We start from the raw sequence: 16987 nt of genomic DNA, 5'->3' as shown, positions 1-16987 counted from the left end.
GGCGGGAGACGGCGGTCAAACCCAGCCGTCAGGCCGGAACGTACACTTCGTGAATGCCGTTGAAGTTTTGTAGCCGCTCGCGCCACCACATTGCTGCATTGCCGGTAGCGCTGGACTTCCACGCCAGAAACGCCTGGTCTCGGCGGGTTTCGCTATCCAGCTGGCGCTCAACCAGCGCGCCGCTTTCCAGATGCGGTGCGGCCAGATAGCGCGGCAGATAGCCGCAGCCGAGCCCCGCCACCTGCGCCTGTACCTTATCGCTAAAGCTGTGCACGCTGAGGATCGGCTGATCGTCGAGAATCCTCAGATCCATTCCCTCCGCATGGCGTGAGCTGTCGCGCACGACCACCGCACGATACTGGCGGATCTGATCGCGCAGCAGCGGTTCAGGCAGCGCGGCCAGCGGATGCTCCGGCGCAATGGCAAAGACATATTCCAGCCAGCCAATCGGCACGCACTCAACGCCCGCATGGCGCGCGGGCTGCTGCACAGCACCAAACACAATATCGGCATCGCCGTAGCTCAGCGCTTCCCAACATCCGGCCAGCACGTCGTGGCGGAACATCAGCCGCGTGTGCTGGTGCTGCTGGTAAAACTCATCAATCAGCCCGGAGAGCAGTGAAAACGGCACCGAGGCATCCAGACTGATGGTGAGCTTGCTCTCCCAGCCGCTTTCCACGTACTGCGCCTGCTGCTCAAGTTCGCCAACCGCCCGTAATAAAACGCGTCCTTTCTCCAGCATCAGCCTGCCGGTTGGCGTGAATGTCGCACGATGGCCGGAGCGATCCAGCAGCGTGATATTCAGGTCACTCTCCATTTTTTGCACGGTATAGCTCAGCGCGGAGGCCGTTTTAAACAGCCTGGCCGCCGCTGCGGCAAAGGTGCCGTGCCGGTCCAGCGCATCCAGAATCAGCAGCGCTTCAAGGTTTAATCGCATGGTGTTCCCCAAACCCAAAAATTGTTTAACAACAACCTAAATTCTTTCCGTTATCAACCAAAGCTCGCCTCTCGTATTGTTTAAACACGCAAGACGAACTGCAAACCAACAACTTAACGAGGATTAAAAAATGTCTAAACTTGACCTGCTGGACCCACAGAACTCCACCCTGATTTTCATCGACCACCAGCCACAAATGTCTTTCGGCGTCGCCAATATCGATCGCCAGCAGCTTAAAAATAACACCGTTGCTTTAGCCAAAGCAGGCAAAATTTTTAACGTGCCGACTATTTATACCTCGGTTGAAACCGAAAGCTTCAGCGGCTACATCTGGCCTGAACTGCTGGCGGTTAACCCGGAGTCTACGCCGATTGAACGCACCTCAATGAACTCCTGGGAAGATGAAGCCTTCGTCAAAGCGGTGAAAGCCACCGGCCGCAAAAAGCTGATTATCTCCGCCCTGTGGACCGAAGTGTGCCTGACTTTCCCGGCGCTGATGGCGCTGAAAGAAGGCTTCGAAGTCTACGTGGTGACCGACACCTCCGGCGGCACCAGCGTGGATGCCCACGAGCGTTCCATCGACCGTATGGTGCAGGCCGGTGCGGTGCCGGTGACCTGGCAGCAGGTGCTGCTGGAGTACCAGCGCGACTGGTCACGTAAAGAGACCTACGACGCGGTGATGGACCTGGTACGCGAGCACAGCGGTGCCTACGGCATGGGCGTGGATTACGCCTACACCATGGTCCACAAAGCCCCGGCCCGCAAAGCCTGATCCCCCGGCCCCCGGCTCGCATCCGGGGGCGTTTAGGAGAGTAACATGGATTATCCACATCAGCCTGAGCACGTGACCCTGGTTATCACCCACCGTCTGCTGGCGGGTAAGCAGCCGGAGTATGAACAGTGGCTGGAAAAAGTGATGCCGCAAGCGGCATTATTCGACGGCCACCTCGGCGTTAACATTTTAAGACCGGTTCACGGGGAACAAACGTATACGGTGCTGATCAGGTTTGACACGCTGGATAATCTTTATCGCTGGATTAACTCGACCCAGCGCCACGCGCTGATCGCCGAACTACCGGCCATGCTGTGCGGTCCGGAACATATTGAACTGCGGCCGGGCGCGGCATTCTGGTTTACCCCGCCAACCATGGAGCGCAAAGCGCCGAAAAAGTGGAAGCAGTTTCTCATCACCCTGGCGGTGATCTATCCCTCCACCAATCTGGTGCCGTGGTTTTGGGGAACGGTACTGCCCGCGGCCAAAGGCACGCTGTGGGGACATTTTCTTAACGACGCATCCGTTGTCGCCCTGGTGGTGTTTATGTGGATGCCGGTGGTAACACGTTTATTAGCTAACTGGCTCGCACCGCGCGGGAAACAGAACCTGGAGAGTAATGATGAATAGTGCTTCATTGATCCTGACCAACGGCAATTTCCACACCGTCGATCGTGAAAACCCGCTGGCGACCGCCGTGGCCATCAAAGACGGCAAATTCCTCGCCGTCGGTAGCGAAGCGGAAGTGATGCAGTTTGCCGGTCACGACACCAAAGTTGTCGATCTGAAGGGCCACACCGGGATTCCGGGCCTGAACGACTCGCACCTGCACCTGATCCGCGGCGGCCTGAACTACAACCTCGAACTGCGCTGGGAAGGCGTGCCGTCGCTGGCCGACGCGCTGCGGATGCTGAAAGAGCAGGCGCTGCGCACCCCGAACCCACAGTGGGTGCGTGTAGTGGGCGGCTGGAACGAATTCCAATTTGCCGAGCGCCGCATGCCGACACTGGACGAGATCAATGAAGCAGCACCGGACACCCCGGTATTTATTCTGCACCTTTACGACCGTGCCCTGCTGAACCGCGCCGCCCTGCGCGTGGTGGGCTATACCCGCGATACGCCGAACCCGCCGGGGGGCGAGATCCAGCGCGACAGCAACGGCAATCCGACCGGCATGCTGATTGCCCGCCCGAATGCGATGCTGCTGTATTCAACGCTGGCAAAAGGGCCGAAGCTGCCGCTGGACCAGCAGGTGAACTCCACTCGCCAGTTTATGCGTGAGTTGAACCGTCTGGGCCTGACCAGCGCCATTGATGCGGGCGGCGGCTTCCAGAACTACCCGGACGATTACGAAGTGATCTCCGAGCTGCACGCGAAAAAGCAGCTGACGGTGCGTATCGCCTATAACCTGTTTACCCAGCGCCCCGGCCACGAGCTGGAAGATTTCGAGAAGTGGACCGATATGCTGAAACCGGGCCAGGGCACCGACTTCTATCGCCACAACGGTGCTGGTGAAATGCTGGTGTTCTCCGCCGCCGACTTCGAGGATTTCCTTGAGCCGCGTCCGGACCTGGCACCGGGGATGGAAGATGAGCTGGAGCGCGTGGTGCGCCACCTGGTTGAGCACCGCTGGCCGTTCCGCCTGCACGCCACCTACAACGAATCCATCAGCCGCATGCTGGACGTGTTCGAGAAGGTGAACCGCGATATTCCGTTTAACGGCCTGCACTGGTTCTTTGACCATGCGGAAACCATTACCGAAGCCAACATCGATCGCGTTAAGGCGCTCGACGGCGGTATCGCCGTGCAGCACCGTATGGCGTTCCAGGGCGAATACTTCGCCGATCGCTACGGTAAAGAAGCGGTGAAACACACGCCGCCGGTAGCCAAAATGCTCAACGCCGGCGTGCCGGTAGGTCTGGGCACCGACGCGACCCGCGTCGCCAGCTACAATCCGTGGACCGCGCTTTACTGGCTGGTTTCCGGCCGTACCGTGGGCGGCATGGCGATGTACGACGACAGTGCCCGCCTGGATCGTGAAACCGCGCTGATGCTGTGGACCCAGGGCAGCTCCTGGTTCTCCAGCGAGCAGGGCAAAAAAGGCCAGATCAAAGTCGGCCAGCTGGCGGACCTCGCCATTCTGTCGCAGGACTACTTCAGCGTGACGGAAGAGGCGATTAAAGGGATTGAATCTGTGCTGACCGTGGTCGATGGCGAAATCGTTTATGCCGCTGGCGGCTTCACCCCGCTGTCACCGCCGCCGGTGCCGGTGTTGCCGGAGTGGTCACCCGTGGTCACCGTACCCGGCCACTACCGCAGTGCGCCGCCGCAGGCCAACGGCCGTGCCGCCTTCGCCTCGCAGCCGCACCAGTGCAGCGGTCCCTGCGGTGTGCACAGCCACTCGCACGACGTGGCGCGCCGCTCAACGGTGCCTGTCTCGGATGACAATGCCTTCTGGGGTGCGCTGGGCTGTTCCTGCTTTGCGTTCTGATAGCGTCATCTGAACCGTCTCCAACTGCTGCACGCCCCTTCGCTGTAATCCCTCAGGCATAAAAAAAGCCGGGCTAAGCGTCTGCTTAACCCGGCTCGATCGTTTTACGGAAAGTTACGGCAGCGCGTAAGCGATCACGTCATCGCCACGGTTGTCGTTGGTTCCGGTACGGGTTGCGCCACCCGCAACCACCACGATGTACTGCTTACCGTCTTCACCGATATAGGTCATCGGCGCACCCTGTCCGCCAACCGGCAGACGACCACGCCACAGCTCTTTACCGGTGTTGTTATCCAGTGCGCGAACGTAGTAGTCCAGAGAACCGTGGAAGAAGGTCAGGCCGCCTTTGGTCACCAGCGGGCCGCCCATGGTTGGCATACCCAGAGGGATATCCAGACCCGGCGCGACGCCGTGGATTGGTGCATCCTTGATGGTGCCCATCGGAACCTGCCAGCGGGTTTTACCGGTCGCCAGATCGATAGCGGTCATCGAACCGAACGGCGGCTTGAAGCACGGTACGCCCAGCGGAGAGATAAACATGCCGCGCTCAACGCCCCATGGGGTGCCCAGCTGCTCGGAGTATTCCCCTTCGGTCGTTGCCTGCAGGCCACGGGCATCGGCATCTTCACGCTTGATAAACTGGCCCCACTGCGCCATGCGGATATCGTTAACGATCAGCGTACCGGTAGAAACGTCAATCGCACCGCCGCCCCAGTTAAAGCCACCGTAGTAGCCCGGGTAGATCAGCGTACGTTTTTTATCGGACAGCGGGGTGAATTCGCCTTCCCAACGCATCTCTTTAAACTGCACGCGGCAGTAGAGCTGGTCGAAGATTGATGCGCCCCACATATCGGACTCTTTCAGCGCCTTGGTGCCCACGGAAATCGCCGAGTACGGCTGGGTTTCGGCCACTTTCATGCCCGGCATTGCGTCGGTCGACACTTTGCGCTGTTCCACTTCCACCACCGGCTTACCGGTACGGCGATCCAGTACAAACACCTGGCCACGTTTGGTCAGCTGGATCAGTACCGGCGTAACGGTGCCGTCTTTACCTGGCATATCGTACAGAATCGGCTGGGAAGAAACGTCGTAGTCGAACTGATCCTGATTCGCAGTGCGGAAGTGCCACACTTCTTTACCGGTTTTCAGCTCAACGGCCACCACGGAGTCGTTGTACTCGTCAGAGTAAGGATGGCGGTTGCCGGTCCAGAAGTCCGGAGTCTGGTTGCCGGTAGGGAAGTAGGCAATGCCCAGCTTCGCATCGTAGGCCGCCGTGCCCCAGAAGTTCGGCGTTTCAATCGGATAGATTTCGCCTTCAGGCAGCGGGGTGCTGTCTTTCGCACCGCGTGACGCATCCCATGCCCACAGCAGTTTACCGCTGCGTGAGTCATAGCCGCGCACCACGCCGGAGGCTTCGCCGGTGGTCAGGTTGTCGTTCAGCTTACCGCCCACCATCACCACGCCATCGGCAGCCAGCGGCGCAGAGGTCAGGTAGTAAGAACCGTGCGCGGTTGGGCCCAGGCCGTTCAGCAGGTTAACGAAACCTTTGTCGCCGAAGCTCTCATCCAGCTTGCCGGTTTCGGCATCCAGCGAGAAGATACGGCCATCGTTGGTGGTGCTGATAATGCGCTTGTTACCGGCAATCGCTGGCTGGGTGCCGTCCTGCGGCGCCTCGCTCAGCTCGGTGTAAGCCACGCCACGGCAGCGTTTCCAGTTCTTGTTACCGGAAGTCTCTTCGATTTTCGGATCGAAGCGCCACTTCTCTTTACCCGTCACCGGGTCCAGCGCAATCACCTTATTCAGCGGCGTACACACGTACATGGTGTTGCCGACTTTCAGCGGAGTGGTCTGGTATTCGGCACCGTTAATCGCCAGATCGCCGGTGTGATAGGTCCACGCCACTTTCAGATCTTTCACGTTAGTGGTGTTGATCTGGTCGAACTGTGCGAAGCGCTGTCCGCCGGTATTACGGCCGTAGGCGGTCCAGTCGTTGCCGCTGTCGTCCGCGGCTTTCTCATCCAGCACCGGCACTTTATCGGCGGTGGCTTCCACTTCAGGATGCGGACGGAACATACCGGCAAAGATAGCGATGATACCGATCGCCAGCACCGCAGAAACACCGGCGGCCAGCTTGCAGGAAATCACGCGGCCCAGGTCGGCTTTACGCAGGGTTGGCGCACTCAGCGTCACCAGCAGCGCCACCACCAGGAAGGTGACCGTACGCGGCACCAGCTGCCAGAAGTCGGTACCGACTTCGCTGAATGCCCAGATCAGGCTGACGATCAGCAGTGCCCAGGCAACATACAACGCCCAGCCTTTCTGACGGATCAGGCCAAGACCGCTGGCGGCCATTGCCAGACCGGCAGGCAGATAGAACCAGGAACCGCCCAGGGAGATCAGGTACGCGCCGCCCGCCGCCAGGCCTAAGCCCAACAGCAGCAAAGCTGCCCCGATGATAGTAACCACAATATTTCTACTGTTATTCATGATGAGATATTTTCCATTAAGAAAAAGTCATTCAGGAAGATAGGTAAAATAACTTTTGCCCAGCACAATGTAGTGTTCTTTCTAATTATCTGATTTTAAATACGTAATTCCCGGATTTCGTCCCCCCTCTGCACCCCTTCTGCGGCATATTCTCTGAACGCAGGCAACACTCATCCCTAACCCATTACATTTGTTGTGGGCTTGAACCTGTCTGGTTAATTTATTTAAAAATATGATGCAGCAATGTTTGTTGTTTGTGACTTAGATCAAATGTTACCGGAGTTTGCTACCGTTGGCAAAACTTTGCCAACGGTAGCAACGATAATTGTTCTCAATTTATCCAGCGAAGAAACGACGCAGCTAACACAATCACCAGCGCGTGCTGTCTCCGTGGTGAGGATTTGTTTATTCTGTGGCTCGTAATCTGAGGGCCACGAAGATAAAACGATGAAAAACAAAGTGAGAGAGAAGCAGCAGCAGAAAGCGACCGCCAGCGACGTTGCCGAACTGGTGGGCGTATCAAAATGGACGGTCCTGCGCGCCTTCAAAAACGGCGCATCTATCTCACCGAAAGTGCGGGAACAGGTACTGGAAGCCGCTAACCGACTGGGATTCCGCCCCAACCTGCTGGCCAGAGGACTGAAGCAGCGTAAAACCAATATTATCGGCGTGGTCACCGATGAATTTAACAACCCGCATACCCTCAAAATGCTCAGTGAAGTCAGCCACCAGCTGAACGAACGCGGCTATATGATGCTGCTGCTGAACACCGATTCGCAGGAGAACTATCGTTCGGTGCTGGAAATGGCCGGACAGCTGCAGGTGGATGGCCTGCTGTTTCTCGCCACCATCCTCAGCGATGAACTGATCCTCACCGCCGAAAGCGTGCATCAGGTGCCGTCGGTTCACGTCTGCCGCAATACCGATACGGCAGATGTGGAAGTCGTCAATATTGACGGTTTCGCAGCAGGCGGGGAGATGGGGCAGCTGCTGCTGGATCAGGGCTATCAACGCTTTGGTTATATGGAAGGCCGCAACACGGAAACCACCCATTTACTGCGTATGGAAGGCTATCAGTCGGTGCTACAGGCGGCGGGGAAAAAGCTGGATATCCTGTTGAAATGTAACCACTACGACCGCGAAATCGCGTATCGCGCCATGAGTGATTACTTACGGGTAACGCCTGCTGAGTCGCGGATTGATGCGCTGTTTTGCGAGAACGACGTGCTGGCTTTCGGGGCAATGCAGGCGATTCGGGATTATGATGCCGACCTGCACATCGGCATTGTCGGCTTTGATGACGTGGAAGAAGCGCGAACCACTACCTGGAATCTGACCACCTGGGCACAGCGCTCCGACCTGCAAATTGCCGAAGCGCTCAACCGGCTACTGGGTTCTCCGGCTGACGAGCAGGGTCCGTGGCGATATGGCGAGCTACGTATCCGCCAGTCCCATCTTAACCCTGCCGCCGACCCCATCAGTGAAGCGAAATAAAGTGATGCACCTTCGGTTTATCCTCCCCCTGATGGAAGCGGGTCACGCTGCTCTGTAAATCGGCATCGGCATTCGATACCCGCTGGTGCTGGCGCAGATGCTCGTGCCAGGACTCCACCAGGAACCACTCCATCAGCGTGCCGCTATCGTGGCTGTGTTCCGCAATCCCCCAGGCATAGGCTCCGTCACGGCGGCGCGTCAGCGACAGCTTCTTAATTTCTGCCAGGAACGCCGGACGATCTTCCACCGCAACCTGGTACTCAATCTGAATCATCACCGGGCCGCGATCGGTAGTCACTTCACCACTCAGCTCGGGTGCATCCCAGTGCCCGGAAGGTTGCAGATCCGCTTCACCCGCTGGAAGTTTCAGGCGCAGACAGAGCAGTGCGGAAATCAGCAGCAGCAGCGCGGCAACAATCAGCGTCGGCACCAGGCCAATCTGCTGGCCAACCAGGCCCAAGACCAGGCTGCCCGCCGCCATCGCCCCGTTGAAAATCATCAGGTAGACCGCCAGTCCACGGCCACGTACCCAGTCCGGCAGTACCGCCTGTGCCACGCCGTTCAGCGAGGTCAGCGCGGTGATCCAGCTGATACCCAGCAGGATCATCAGCGGCAACGCCAGCGCTTTCACCGGCAGCAGAGCAATCACCACCATCACCAGCGCAGAGAGCACGGCGGAAAACAGCATCAGTCCGTCAACGTTCATCCGCTGGCGCAGCGCAGGCATAATCAGCGCGCCGACGATAGCACCAGTACCCACTGCGCCGAGCATAATGCCGTAGAATCCGGCGCTGCCCTGCAGCAGGTTACGCGCCACCAGCGGCAGCATCGCCCAGATTGCGCTGGCAAAGAAGAAGTAGATAGCCGCCCGTAATAATACGCGGTGTAGTTCGCGGCTGGCCTTCACGTATCGAATCCCCGCCCGGAATGCGCTGAGGAAATGCTCGGACAGTTCGTTCTGTGCCTTATGCGGACGCTTCCACCAAACCAGCGCGGCAATAACAAACACGTAGCTCAGCACGTCGGCACCGTAGGCCGCCCAGGCACCCAGCGCCGCCAGCAGCAGACCACCGGCAGCCGGGCCAACCGCACGGGCAATGTTGATCCCCAGCGAGTTGAGCGCTACGGCGTTTTTCAGCTGCGGGCGCGGCACCAGCTCCGGCACAATTGCCTGCCAGGCTGGCCCCATCAGCGCGGCGCCAATCCCGCCGATAAAGGTTAACGCCACCAGATATTCCACGGTCAGCATGTTGTTATGCGACAAAATCAGCAGCGTTCCGCTGACGCTGGCCAGCAGCAGCTGCACGAAAATCAGCAGGCGACGGCGGTCCAGGATATCCGACAGCACCCCGGCAGGGATCGCCAGCAGGAAGATCGGCAAGGTCGCGGCGGTCTGCATCAGCGCAACGGCGGCCGGGTTGGAAGACAGCCCGGTCACCAGCCAGGAGCTGGCGACATCGCGCATAAAGCTCCCGGTATTGCCGAGGATGGTTGCCGCCCAGATGGCGGCGAACAGCCCCTGTTTCAGCGGAGCGAAAGCCCCTGATTGCGTACTAGTGGTCATTTGCTGTTCCTCAAATCATTGCAGGCGACGTAAACCAGCGCACCCGCCAGTCCAAGGTGTTCAAAAAATCCGTTCATGACCATGCCGCGCTCCGCTACTGGCACCTGCCAGAATGCGTTAGCCATAAAGGTCGCGGCCACGGTAAACAGCGCGAGGGCCAGTGCACCCAGCCATCGCAGGCGGCCGCTCAGGATCATCAGTGATGCCCCCAGTTCCAGCACAATCACCGCAGCGGCCATCGGTGCCGCCGGTGACAGACCAAAATGCTGCATCTCGGCTATCGCGCCGGGGAAGTCCAGCAGCTTGACCAGGCCGCCCTGAATATAGGCGGAACAGAGGGCTAACAGCGCCAGCCAGCGAACGGCCGGGAACGGCATGCGGGACGTTAAAGCAGGAATAAGGGCATTACGCATGATTCTCTCCTGCCGGAGCCGCCTTCAGGTCGGCTCCGGCATCGGGTTAATGGATCAGGCCTTGCGGGCCGGGGCTTTGTGGACCATGGTGTAGGCGTAATCCACGCCCATGCCGTAGGCACCGCTGTGCTCGCGTACCAGGTCCATCACCGCGTCGTAGGTCTCTTTACGTGACCAGTCGCGCTGGTACTCCAGCAGCACCTGCTGCCAGGTCACCGGCACCGCACCGGCCTGCACCATACGGTCGATGGAACGCTCGTGGGCATCCACGCTGGTGCCGCCGGAGGTGTCGGTCACCACGTAGACTTCGAAGCCTTCTTTCAGCGCCATCAGCGCCGGGAAGGTCAGGCACACTTCGGTCCACAGGGCGGAGATAATCAGCTTTTTGCGGCCGGTGGCTTTCACCGCCTTCACGAAAGCTTCATCTTCCCAGGAGTTCATTGAGGTACGCTCAATCGGCGTAGATTCAGGGTGAACCGCTAACAGTTCAGGCCAGATGTAGCCGCTGAAGCTTTCGGTTTCAACGGAGGTGTAGATGGTCGGCACGTTAAAAATCTTGCCCGCTTTGGCTAAAGCGACGGTGTTATTTTTAAGCTGCTGGCGATCGATGTTGGCAACACCGAAGGACATCTGCGGCTGATGGTCGATGAAAATCAGGGTGGAGTTCTGTGGGTCCAGCAGGTCGAATTTAGACATTTTCAATTCCTCTTAATGTTTAGTTTTTCAATTTTGTGAGTGATGTTGTGCTGCTGGAAATAAGATTACGGCAGGAGATAAAAAGCGGATAGCGGAAAGAATTTAGCAACTCGTTAAGTTTTTTTTGACAGGTTTTTAGCCATTATATAGAAGAGATTACCCATACATATCATCAAGATAAGTTGATAAGAATTTTCTAACAAGTTATCAAAATCTCTGCGTTATCTATCATTCGACAAGGCATCTAAGATTAATTCCAACAAGACGTAATTAACCTAATTAACGATTCGAGGAAATAACCATGAGCACATTCAATACGCAAGACGGCACTCAAATCTATTACAAAGACTGGGGTACAGGTAAGCCGGTACTGTTCAGCCACGGCTGGCCGCTGGATGCCGACATGTGGGACAGCCAGATGAATTTCCTCGCCGAGCGCGGCTACCGCGTGATTGCTTTTGACCGCCGTGGTTTTGGCCGTTCAGAGCAGCCGTGGGAAGGCTACAACTACGATACGTTCGCTTCCGACATCAACGACCTGATCCAGCACCTTGACCTGACCGACGTGACCCTGGTGGGCTTCTCGATGGGCGGCGGCGACGTGTCCCGCTACATCGGCCGCTACGGCAGCGAACGCATCAACGCACTGGTACTGCTCGGTGCCGTTACGCCAATCTTCGGCCAGACGGCCGATCACCCGGAAGGGGTTGAGCAGTCGGTGTTCGCCGGTATCCGTGACGGCCTGCGTAAAGACCGCGCTCAGTTTATCAGCGACTTCAGCACGCCGTTCTTCGGCACCAACGCAGGCCAGACCGTCTCTGAAGGCGTACTGACCCAGACGCTGAATATCGCCCTGCTGGCTTCGCTGAAAGGGACCATTGACTGTGTGACCGCCTTCTCGGAAACCGATTTCCGCGGCGATATGGCGAAGATTGACGTGCCAACGCTGGTTATCCACGGCAGTAACGACCAGATCGTACCGTTTGAAGCCACCGGTAAACTGGCGGCGGAGATGATTAAAGGCTCAACGCTGAAAGTGTATGACAATGCCCCACACGGCTTCGCGGTCACGCATCAGGACCAGCTGAACCAGGATCTGTTGGCCTTCCTGCAGCGCTAATTTTACTTCTCATTAAAGGGGGCGATTATTGCAATCGCCCCCTTTTTTATTACTCAGGTTTTTCTGACACGCAGGTAGCACCGATCGCTGTACAAAATGGTTAGCCGATAATTAAAGCTATTGTTTGTCAGGTTCAGTGCCATTGATCAAACGGTGCTCCCGGGTATGCCATATGCGAAGAATGAAGACCGTCTCTTCTTGAAATTCATAGCGCATTTCATAATGCCCGAGGATGAGTCGCCGAACGTCTCGCGGATGATACGCCTTTAAAGCAGCTCCACTGCGCGGGTAGACAGTAAGATTATTTGCAGCCGTTACCAGCGATTGTACCGCGCCAGCAGCGGCCAGAGGATTAACCTCTACCAGAAAGCGATAAATACGGTCGAGATCGTCAATCGCCGGCTGCGTCCAGAGCAACGCCATTACCGTTTACCGGATTTGGGTACCGATAAAGCGTTCTCTGTGCCTAAACTTTTCGCCCATTGCATCACATCATCATGGGCAACAACGCGGCCTTCATCCACAGCGGCCAGAGCTTCCAGCGTCATCTGATGACGCTGCTCCTCCTGGTCAATTAAATCCTGTAGGGCCTGCTTTATCAGCAATTCCTGTGAGCAACTGTAGTCCGCCGCTATCCGATCGAGTTTCTCTGCCATTTCCAGGGTAACACAGGCGCTAACCGCACGTGTTTTTGTCTGTCCCATAATGGAGCTCTCATAATGTGCTTCAATTCTAATCATACTAAATCATCCTGATCTCACCCGCCAGCAACCGGGTTCTGTGCCACACGCCTGAAAAATCTGCGCGACTCCATGTGAATAGACACCGCTATTTATGCCACAGCGTGTCCGTTAGCGCTGGTATTTCGACCGATTAACCGAGGCCGCTCGCAAATTCACAGCCGAAAATCAAACGGCTAAAGAAAAGCAAAAATCACCCGCGTGCCGCCAGCCACACCGCGTAGGCTTCATCCCAGATTGCGGCCGGGGTGCCCACCTTACCCAGACCAAAGCCGTGGCCGCCCTTGGAAATGCGGATCATCTGTACCGAAACGCCCATCCGGCGGCAGGTATCGTGCATGATCACGCTGTTTTCCGGGTTAGAGGTGGTGTCGTCTTCCGCCTGCGCCATAAACAGCGGCGGATAGGCGCGGGTCACGTAGTTTTGTACCGACCAGCTGGCCTCTTCGGCGGGAGAAGGATGATTGCCCACCAGCGACAGGTGGGTATTGGTATGAGTGTAAGGCGCTTCGAGAGTGATCACCGGATAAATCAGCCCCACGCTGTCGACCTTCGGCACCAGTTCGTCCAGCGCATCCTGCGGCTGATAGGAATCGTATTCGGGCCGGGCAGCGGCCATGCCGAAAAGATGTCCTCCGGCGGAGAACCCGAGCAGATGTACGCTGCGCTCCATTGAGCGCACCAGACGGATCGCCCGCTGAGCATCCTGCAACGAAACGAGGTTACCGTCCTGCCAGTGTTCACCGGGAAGACGATAGCTGAGTACATAGGCAGTAAAGCCCTTCGACGTCAGCCAGCGCGCCACCGGCCAGCCTTCGCGCCCCATGCCGATCCAGCGATATCCCCCACCGGCAGCAATCAGCACAGCTTTTCCATTCGGCACTTCCGGCTGAAAACGCTGGATGCCGGGGCTGACGATATTCGACCACGAACCGTTAGGCGAGATGCGCAGCGCCCCTTTAGGGCCTCCACCGCCCGGCGGATCGTCCGGCCACAGAGGAAAAAAGTCCTGACGTGCGAACAGGTTATCGGTGCTCATGGCAAGGACAAACGCGCCGGAGCCGAGCAGCAGGCGGCGGCGACTAATCATCGTACATATCCAACATTCTCAGCAGGAAACAGGGAGGTTATCGTTGAGCGCCAGGACGGCGGATCTCAGTGGCGAAATAGTATTCACAAGCGTGGCAAAATGCTACAGGCGTCACACTTTTTTCATCACTAAATGTGGGATTACTCAGACGGAAACAGACAATAGCGGGTCCTGTTGATTCAGGACCCGGCGGGAAGATTACTTCACGTTCTTTTTGGTGAACTCTTCGTAGTTTTCTTTGGTGATCACCTGATACGGAATCCACATAAATTTGTCTTTATTGGTACCGTCAATCACCTGCTTCGCCATGGTCACTGCGCCCACGCCCTGGCCTGCCGCATCCTGGAACACGGTTAACGCCAGCTTGCCGTTTTTAATAAACTGCAGGGCATCCGGGGTGCCGTCGATGCCGGCGACCAGAATATCTTTTTTACCACTCTGGCCGAGGGCCATAATCGCGCCGATAGCCATCTCATCGTTGTTGGCGGCAATCGCATCGATCTTATCGCCGGAGAGCAGCCAGCCGGAGGTCACATCCACCGCTTCGTTACGCATCCACTGGGCGGACTGCTTCTCGATCACTTTCATGTCTTTATATTTGGCGATCACTTCTTCCGTGGCTTTGGTACGCTGGCGCGCTTCCTCCGCCGACAGCGCGCCCATCAGAATGGCGACGTTGCCTTTGTAATTCATCTTTTTCGCCAGCGCTTCCATCTCCATCTGGCCGCCCAGCAGCGAGTCGGAGCCCACGTAGGCCATCTTGCCGGTCAGCTCAACTTCCGGCTTACGGTTAACAAAGATCAGCGGGATATTGGCTTTGGTGGCCGCATCCATCATGCGTTTAACGCCCTGAGTATCCACCGGGTTCAGAATAATCGCGTCAACGCCCTGGTTAATAAAGTTCTCAACCTGCTGAACCTGGACCGCCACATCGCCCTTGGCATCTTCAAACTGTCCCTGAATGTTCTCTTTCTTCATCTCGTTAGCCATCTGGGTACGCAGAATGGAGACAAAGTTAAGATCGAAGTTGGCCAGCGCAACGCCAATGCGCAGGTCTTTCGCCTGGGAAGCCGGAGCCAGCGCCATAGCGCAAACGAGCAGTGCGATTTTTTTAGTGTTCATAGCATGATTCCTGTAGGTATAGGTAAGTTATTATTTTTTAACTACAAAACATCGGGTGAACGTCTTACTTATTGGAAAAAAAATTGCGGCCAGGGCTGGCCGCATCGGTACTGCATTACTCAAAGTGCGCTTTAAAGCTTGCCAGAGCTGTTTCAGTGTCCCCTGACGCCCAGCCTTCCAGCGCAATTACCCCCCGGTAATTCATGGCGCGCAGCGCTTTCGCCACCGCGCGATAGTTGATCTCTCCGGTGCCCGGCTCGCAGCGGCCCGGTACATCCGCCACCTGAATTTCACCGATCGCATTACCGCTGCGCTGTACCAGCTCAATCAGGTTGCCCTCGCCGATCTGCGCGTGGTAGAGGTCCAGATTCATCTTCAAATACGGGCTGTTGACCGCTTCCACCAGCGCCAGGGTATCCGCCGCTTTGGCGAACGGCGTACGCGGATGATCGACGGCGGTATTAAGGTTTTCCAGGGTGAACACCCGCCCGGCTTTCTCGCCCAGCGCCGCCAGCTTCTCCAGCGTTCTCACCGCTTTCACCCACATCTCACCGGTGACGATATCCACCGGCTTCACCGGCAGGCCCTTATTATCCAGCCCGGTGCCGTGCAGATTCAGCGACGGGCAGTTCAGCCGTTCGGCCACCGCCAGCGATTCGGCGGCGCTGCTCAGCAGGTTTTCAATTTCCGCATCGTCGGTCAGGTTGCCGGTCAGATAACCGGTCATCGAGGTGAAACGTGCACCGGTGGCCGCCAGCGCATCGATATCTTTATTTTCCCAGTGCCAGATCTCCACGCCGAAACCCAGCTGGTGAATACGCTGCACGCGTTCAATAAACGGCAGATCGAGGAAAACCATTTCGGCACTGACGGACAGGCTGTAATCGGACATGGTGACGATCCTTATAATTTAACCGGGAGGTTTTGCTGTACGGAGGCGATACAGGCCAGCGCAATCGCCAGCGCGTTCCGCGCATCTTCACCGGTGGCACGCGGGGTTTCGCCGGTGGCAGCGCAGCGTACAAACTCAGTGAGTTCAGCAATGTAGGCGTCGGCCAGCAGATCGGTGTCCTGGCGCGACGTATCAATCGAGATACCTTCCGCCGTGTAGCGCACCGCGTTGTTGACGTTGATATTGCCGATTTGCAGCATGCCGTTGCTGCCGAACACTTCACCGCGTACGTCATAGCCGTACACCGCCTGGAAGTTGGCTTCGGCAATGGCGATCGCGCCGTTATCAAAGCGGATGGTGACCACGGAGGTATCCAGCAGGCCTTTGTCCTTGAAGTCCGGGCGCACCAGCGCGTCGGCGATGGCATAGACTTCCACCGGCTTCGCGCCCGGGTTGCAGTGCAGCAGGGTGTCGAAATCGTGGATCAGGGTTTCCAGATAAATCGTCCACGGTGGGATTGGCGTAGGATCGCGCAGCGGGGCCGGGTCGCGGGTCAGCGAGCGCAGCAGCTGTGGCGTACCGATTTTACCGGCCTTGATTTCCGCCAGCGCGGCGGCAAATCCGCTGGCAAAGCGGCGGTTGAAGCCCACCTGCAACACCACACCGGCCTCGCGGGCGGCGGCAATGGCGCGATCGGCTTCTTCGAGGGTTACGGCCATCGGTTTTTCGCAGAAGACGTGCTTACCGGCGCGCGCGGCGGCGACCACCAGTTCAGCATGAGTACGCGCCGGGGAAACGATGACGACCGCGTCAATATCCGGGCTGTCGAGCATCGCCTGCGGTTCGCTGTAGAAGTGCTCAACGCCGAGTTTCTCCGCCAGGCGCTGGGCCGCGCCCGGGACCGGATCGGCCACCGCCGCCAGTACTGCACCCGGTACACGCTGAGCCAGAGAGGTCGCGTGGAAGCTCCCCATCCGTCCCGCGCCAATCAGACCTACGCGTATAATTTTTTTTGTTGCAGACATCTTGTTCCCCTTCAGGTTACTGGCAGACATTCGTTGTGTCTTTGTCATAAGCAAAGGCTATGCCAGCCTGACAATCCCCTGACGGCGCGCTTTTCTCTGCCCGCTGCGATCACAAAATGGACATAAAAAAAACATGTCAACTTA

At 57.5% G+C, this 16987-nt stretch carries 16 protein-coding genes; 5 read left to right on the top strand and 11 right to left on the bottom strand.

Annotation, left to right across the window (positions count from 1 at the left end):
• Window positions 1-28: 28 nt before the first annotated feature.
• A complete protein-coding gene (locus OMR58_RS15945) occupies window positions 29-937 on the bottom strand; it encodes a LysR family transcriptional regulator (RefSeq protein ID WP_105595721.1) in 909 nt (302 codons plus the stop codon).
• Window positions 938-1067: 130 nt separating this feature from the next.
• On the opposite strand from OMR58_RS15945, the gene OMR58_RS15940 reads away from it, so the two are divergent.
• The 3 genes from OMR58_RS15940 to OMR58_RS15930 are packed head-to-tail and all read left to right on the top strand — an operon-like array spanning window position 1068 to window position 4200.
• Window positions 1068-1709: a hydrolase gene (locus tag OMR58_RS15940; protein ID WP_264546379.1), complete on the top strand. Its 642-nt coding sequence runs from the start codon at window positions 1068-1070 to the stop codon at window positions 1707-1709.
• Window positions 1710-1754: 45 nt separating this feature from the next.
• Window positions 1755-2339, top strand: coding sequence for an antibiotic biosynthesis monooxygenase (locus OMR58_RS15935; RefSeq protein WP_264546378.1), 585 nt, complete (start codon window positions 1755-1757; stop codon window positions 2337-2339).
• On the top strand, window positions 2329-4200 hold the full coding sequence (locus OMR58_RS15930; protein WP_444861322.1) for an amidohydrolase: 1872 nt from the start codon (window positions 2329-2331) through the stop codon (window positions 4198-4200). Before OMR58_RS15935 ends, OMR58_RS15930 begins: the two co-directional genes overlap by 11 nt.
• Window positions 4201-4314: 114 nt before the next feature.
• Here OMR58_RS15930 and OMR58_RS15925 read toward each other — a convergent pair whose 3' ends face one another.
• Window positions 4315-6687, bottom strand: a complete 2373-nt coding sequence (locus OMR58_RS15925; RefSeq protein WP_200563166.1) for a membrane-bound PQQ-dependent dehydrogenase, glucose/quinate/shikimate family — start codon at window positions 6685-6687, stop codon at window positions 4315-4317.
• A 447-nt stretch (window positions 6688-7134) separates the two neighbouring features.
• Here OMR58_RS15925 and OMR58_RS15920 point away from each other — a divergent pair, with 447 nt between their 5' ends.
• The gene (locus tag OMR58_RS15920; RefSeq protein ID WP_200563165.1) at window positions 7135-8181 is read left to right on the top strand and encodes a LacI family DNA-binding transcriptional regulator; all 1047 of its coding nucleotides are present in this window, start codon (window positions 7135-7137) and stop codon (window positions 8179-8181) included.
• On the opposite strand, the gene OMR58_RS15915 is transcribed toward OMR58_RS15920, so the two are convergent.
• From OMR58_RS15915 to OMR58_RS15905, 3 genes are read right to left on the bottom strand one after another with little or no spacing between them, the layout of a single operon-like run.
• The gene (locus OMR58_RS15915; RefSeq protein ID WP_264546377.1) at window positions 8165-9745 is read right to left on the bottom strand and encodes an MFS transporter; all 1581 of its coding nucleotides are present in this window, start codon (window positions 9743-9745) and stop codon (window positions 8165-8167) included. The genes OMR58_RS15920 and OMR58_RS15915 overlap by 17 nt on opposite strands.
• Window positions 9742-10158, bottom strand: a complete 417-nt coding sequence (locus OMR58_RS15910; protein WP_264546376.1) for a DoxX family protein — start codon at window positions 10156-10158, stop codon at window positions 9742-9744. Before OMR58_RS15910 ends, OMR58_RS15915 begins: the two co-directional genes overlap by 4 nt.
• A 54-nt stretch (window positions 10159-10212) precedes the next feature.
• Window positions 10213-10854: a hydrolase gene (locus OMR58_RS15905; protein ID WP_123334303.1), complete on the bottom strand. Its 642-nt coding sequence runs from the start codon at window positions 10852-10854 to the stop codon at window positions 10213-10215.
• Window positions 10855-11155: 301 nt separating this feature from the next.
• Between OMR58_RS15905 and OMR58_RS15900 the strand changes: the two genes are divergently transcribed.
• Entirely contained in the window at window positions 11156-11974 is an 819-nt protein-coding gene (locus OMR58_RS15900; protein ID WP_264546375.1) for an alpha/beta fold hydrolase, read from the top strand.
• A gap of 117 nt (window positions 11975-12091) precedes the next feature.
• Here OMR58_RS15900 and OMR58_RS15895 read toward each other — a convergent pair whose 3' ends face one another.
• The 6 genes from OMR58_RS15895 to OMR58_RS15870 form a co-directional block, all read right to left on the bottom strand.
• On the bottom strand, window positions 12092-12397 hold the full coding sequence (locus OMR58_RS15895) for a type II toxin-antitoxin system RelE/ParE family toxin (RefSeq protein WP_264546374.1): 306 nt from the start codon (window positions 12395-12397) through the stop codon (window positions 12092-12094).
• On the bottom strand, window positions 12397-12714 hold the full coding sequence (locus OMR58_RS15890) for a CopG family ribbon-helix-helix protein (protein ID WP_264546373.1): 318 nt from the start codon (window positions 12712-12714) through the stop codon (window positions 12397-12399). The genes OMR58_RS15895 and OMR58_RS15890 overlap by 1 nt, the downstream gene beginning before the upstream one ends.
• Before the next feature lie 193 nt (window positions 12715-12907).
• Window positions 12908-13804 (bottom strand): alpha/beta hydrolase, encoded by an 897-nt coding sequence (locus OMR58_RS15885; protein WP_105593569.1) that lies wholly within the window; start codon window positions 13802-13804, stop codon window positions 12908-12910.
• A 198-nt stretch (window positions 13805-14002) separates the two neighbouring features.
• Window positions 14003-14926, bottom strand: coding sequence for a substrate-binding domain-containing protein (locus OMR58_RS15880; RefSeq protein ID WP_105593570.1), 924 nt, complete (start codon window positions 14924-14926; stop codon window positions 14003-14005).
• Between the two features lie 115 nt (window positions 14927-15041).
• Window positions 15042-15818, bottom strand: a complete 777-nt coding sequence (locus OMR58_RS15875) for a TIM barrel protein (protein ID WP_200547221.1) — start codon at window positions 15816-15818, stop codon at window positions 15042-15044.
• 11 nt (window positions 15819-15829) lie between these two features.
• Window positions 15830-16843 carry a Gfo/Idh/MocA family oxidoreductase gene (locus tag OMR58_RS15870; protein WP_200563160.1) on the bottom strand — a complete coding sequence of 338 codons (1014 nt, stop codon included), beginning with the start codon at window positions 16841-16843 and terminating at the stop codon, window positions 15830-15832.
• Window positions 16844-16987: the final 144 nt, after the last annotated feature.

The sequence above is a fragment of the Erwinia sp. INIA01 genome (assembly GCF_025947915.1).
In the GTDB taxonomy this organism is placed as follows: domain Bacteria; phylum Pseudomonadota; class Gammaproteobacteria; order Enterobacterales; family Enterobacteriaceae; genus Erwinia; species Erwinia coffeiphila.
Note: the sequence above shows the minus strand (reverse complement) of the source record. Positions and strands in the feature narration are given on the sequence as shown.

Coding starts and splice junctions, on each gene's coding strand:
- OMR58_RS15945 (WP_105595721.1), bottom strand. CDS start 937: ATGCGATTAAACCTTGAAGCGCTGCTGATTCTGGATGCGCTGGACCGG.
- OMR58_RS15940 (WP_264546379.1), top strand. CDS start 1,068: ATGTCTAAACTTGACCTGCTGGACCCACAGAACTCCACCCTGATTTTC.
- OMR58_RS15935 (WP_264546378.1), top strand. CDS start 1,755: ATGGATTATCCACATCAGCCTGAGCACGTGACCCTGGTTATCACCCAC.
- OMR58_RS15930 (WP_444861322.1), top strand. CDS start 2,329: ATGATGAATAGTGCTTCATTGATCCTGACCAACGGCAATTTCCACACC.
- OMR58_RS15925 (WP_200563166.1), bottom strand. CDS start 6,687: ATGAATAACAGTAGAAATATTGTGGTTACTATCATCGGGGCAGCTTTG.
- OMR58_RS15920 (WP_200563165.1), top strand. CDS start 7,135: ATGAAAAACAAAGTGAGAGAGAAGCAGCAGCAGAAAGCGACCGCCAGC.
- OMR58_RS15915 (WP_264546377.1), bottom strand. CDS start 9,745: ATGACCACTAGTACGCAATCAGGGGCTTTCGCTCCGCTGAAACAGGGG.
- OMR58_RS15910 (WP_264546376.1), bottom strand. CDS start 10,158: ATGCGTAATGCCCTTATTCCTGCTTTAACGTCCCGCATGCCGTTCCCG.
- OMR58_RS15905 (WP_123334303.1), bottom strand. CDS start 10,854: ATGTCTAAATTCGACCTGCTGGACCCACAGAACTCCACCCTGATTTTC.
- OMR58_RS15900 (WP_264546375.1), top strand. CDS start 11,156: ATGAGCACATTCAATACGCAAGACGGCACTCAAATCTATTACAAAGAC.
- OMR58_RS15895 (WP_264546374.1), bottom strand. CDS start 12,397: ATGGCGTTGCTCTGGACGCAGCCGGCGATTGACGATCTCGACCGTATT.
- OMR58_RS15890 (WP_264546373.1), bottom strand. CDS start 12,714: ATGATTAGAATTGAAGCACATTATGAGAGCTCCATTATGGGACAGACA.
- OMR58_RS15885 (WP_105593569.1), bottom strand. CDS start 13,804: ATGATTAGTCGCCGCCGCCTGCTGCTCGGCTCCGGCGCGTTTGTCCTT.
- OMR58_RS15880 (WP_105593570.1), bottom strand. CDS start 14,926: ATGAACACTAAAAAAATCGCACTGCTCGTTTGCGCTATGGCGCTGGCT.
- OMR58_RS15875 (WP_200547221.1), bottom strand. CDS start 15,818: ATGTCCGATTACAGCCTGTCCGTCAGTGCCGAAATGGTTTTCCTCGAT.
- OMR58_RS15870 (WP_200563160.1), bottom strand. CDS start 16,843: ATGTCTGCAACAAAAAAAATTATACGCGTAGGTCTGATTGGCGCGGGA.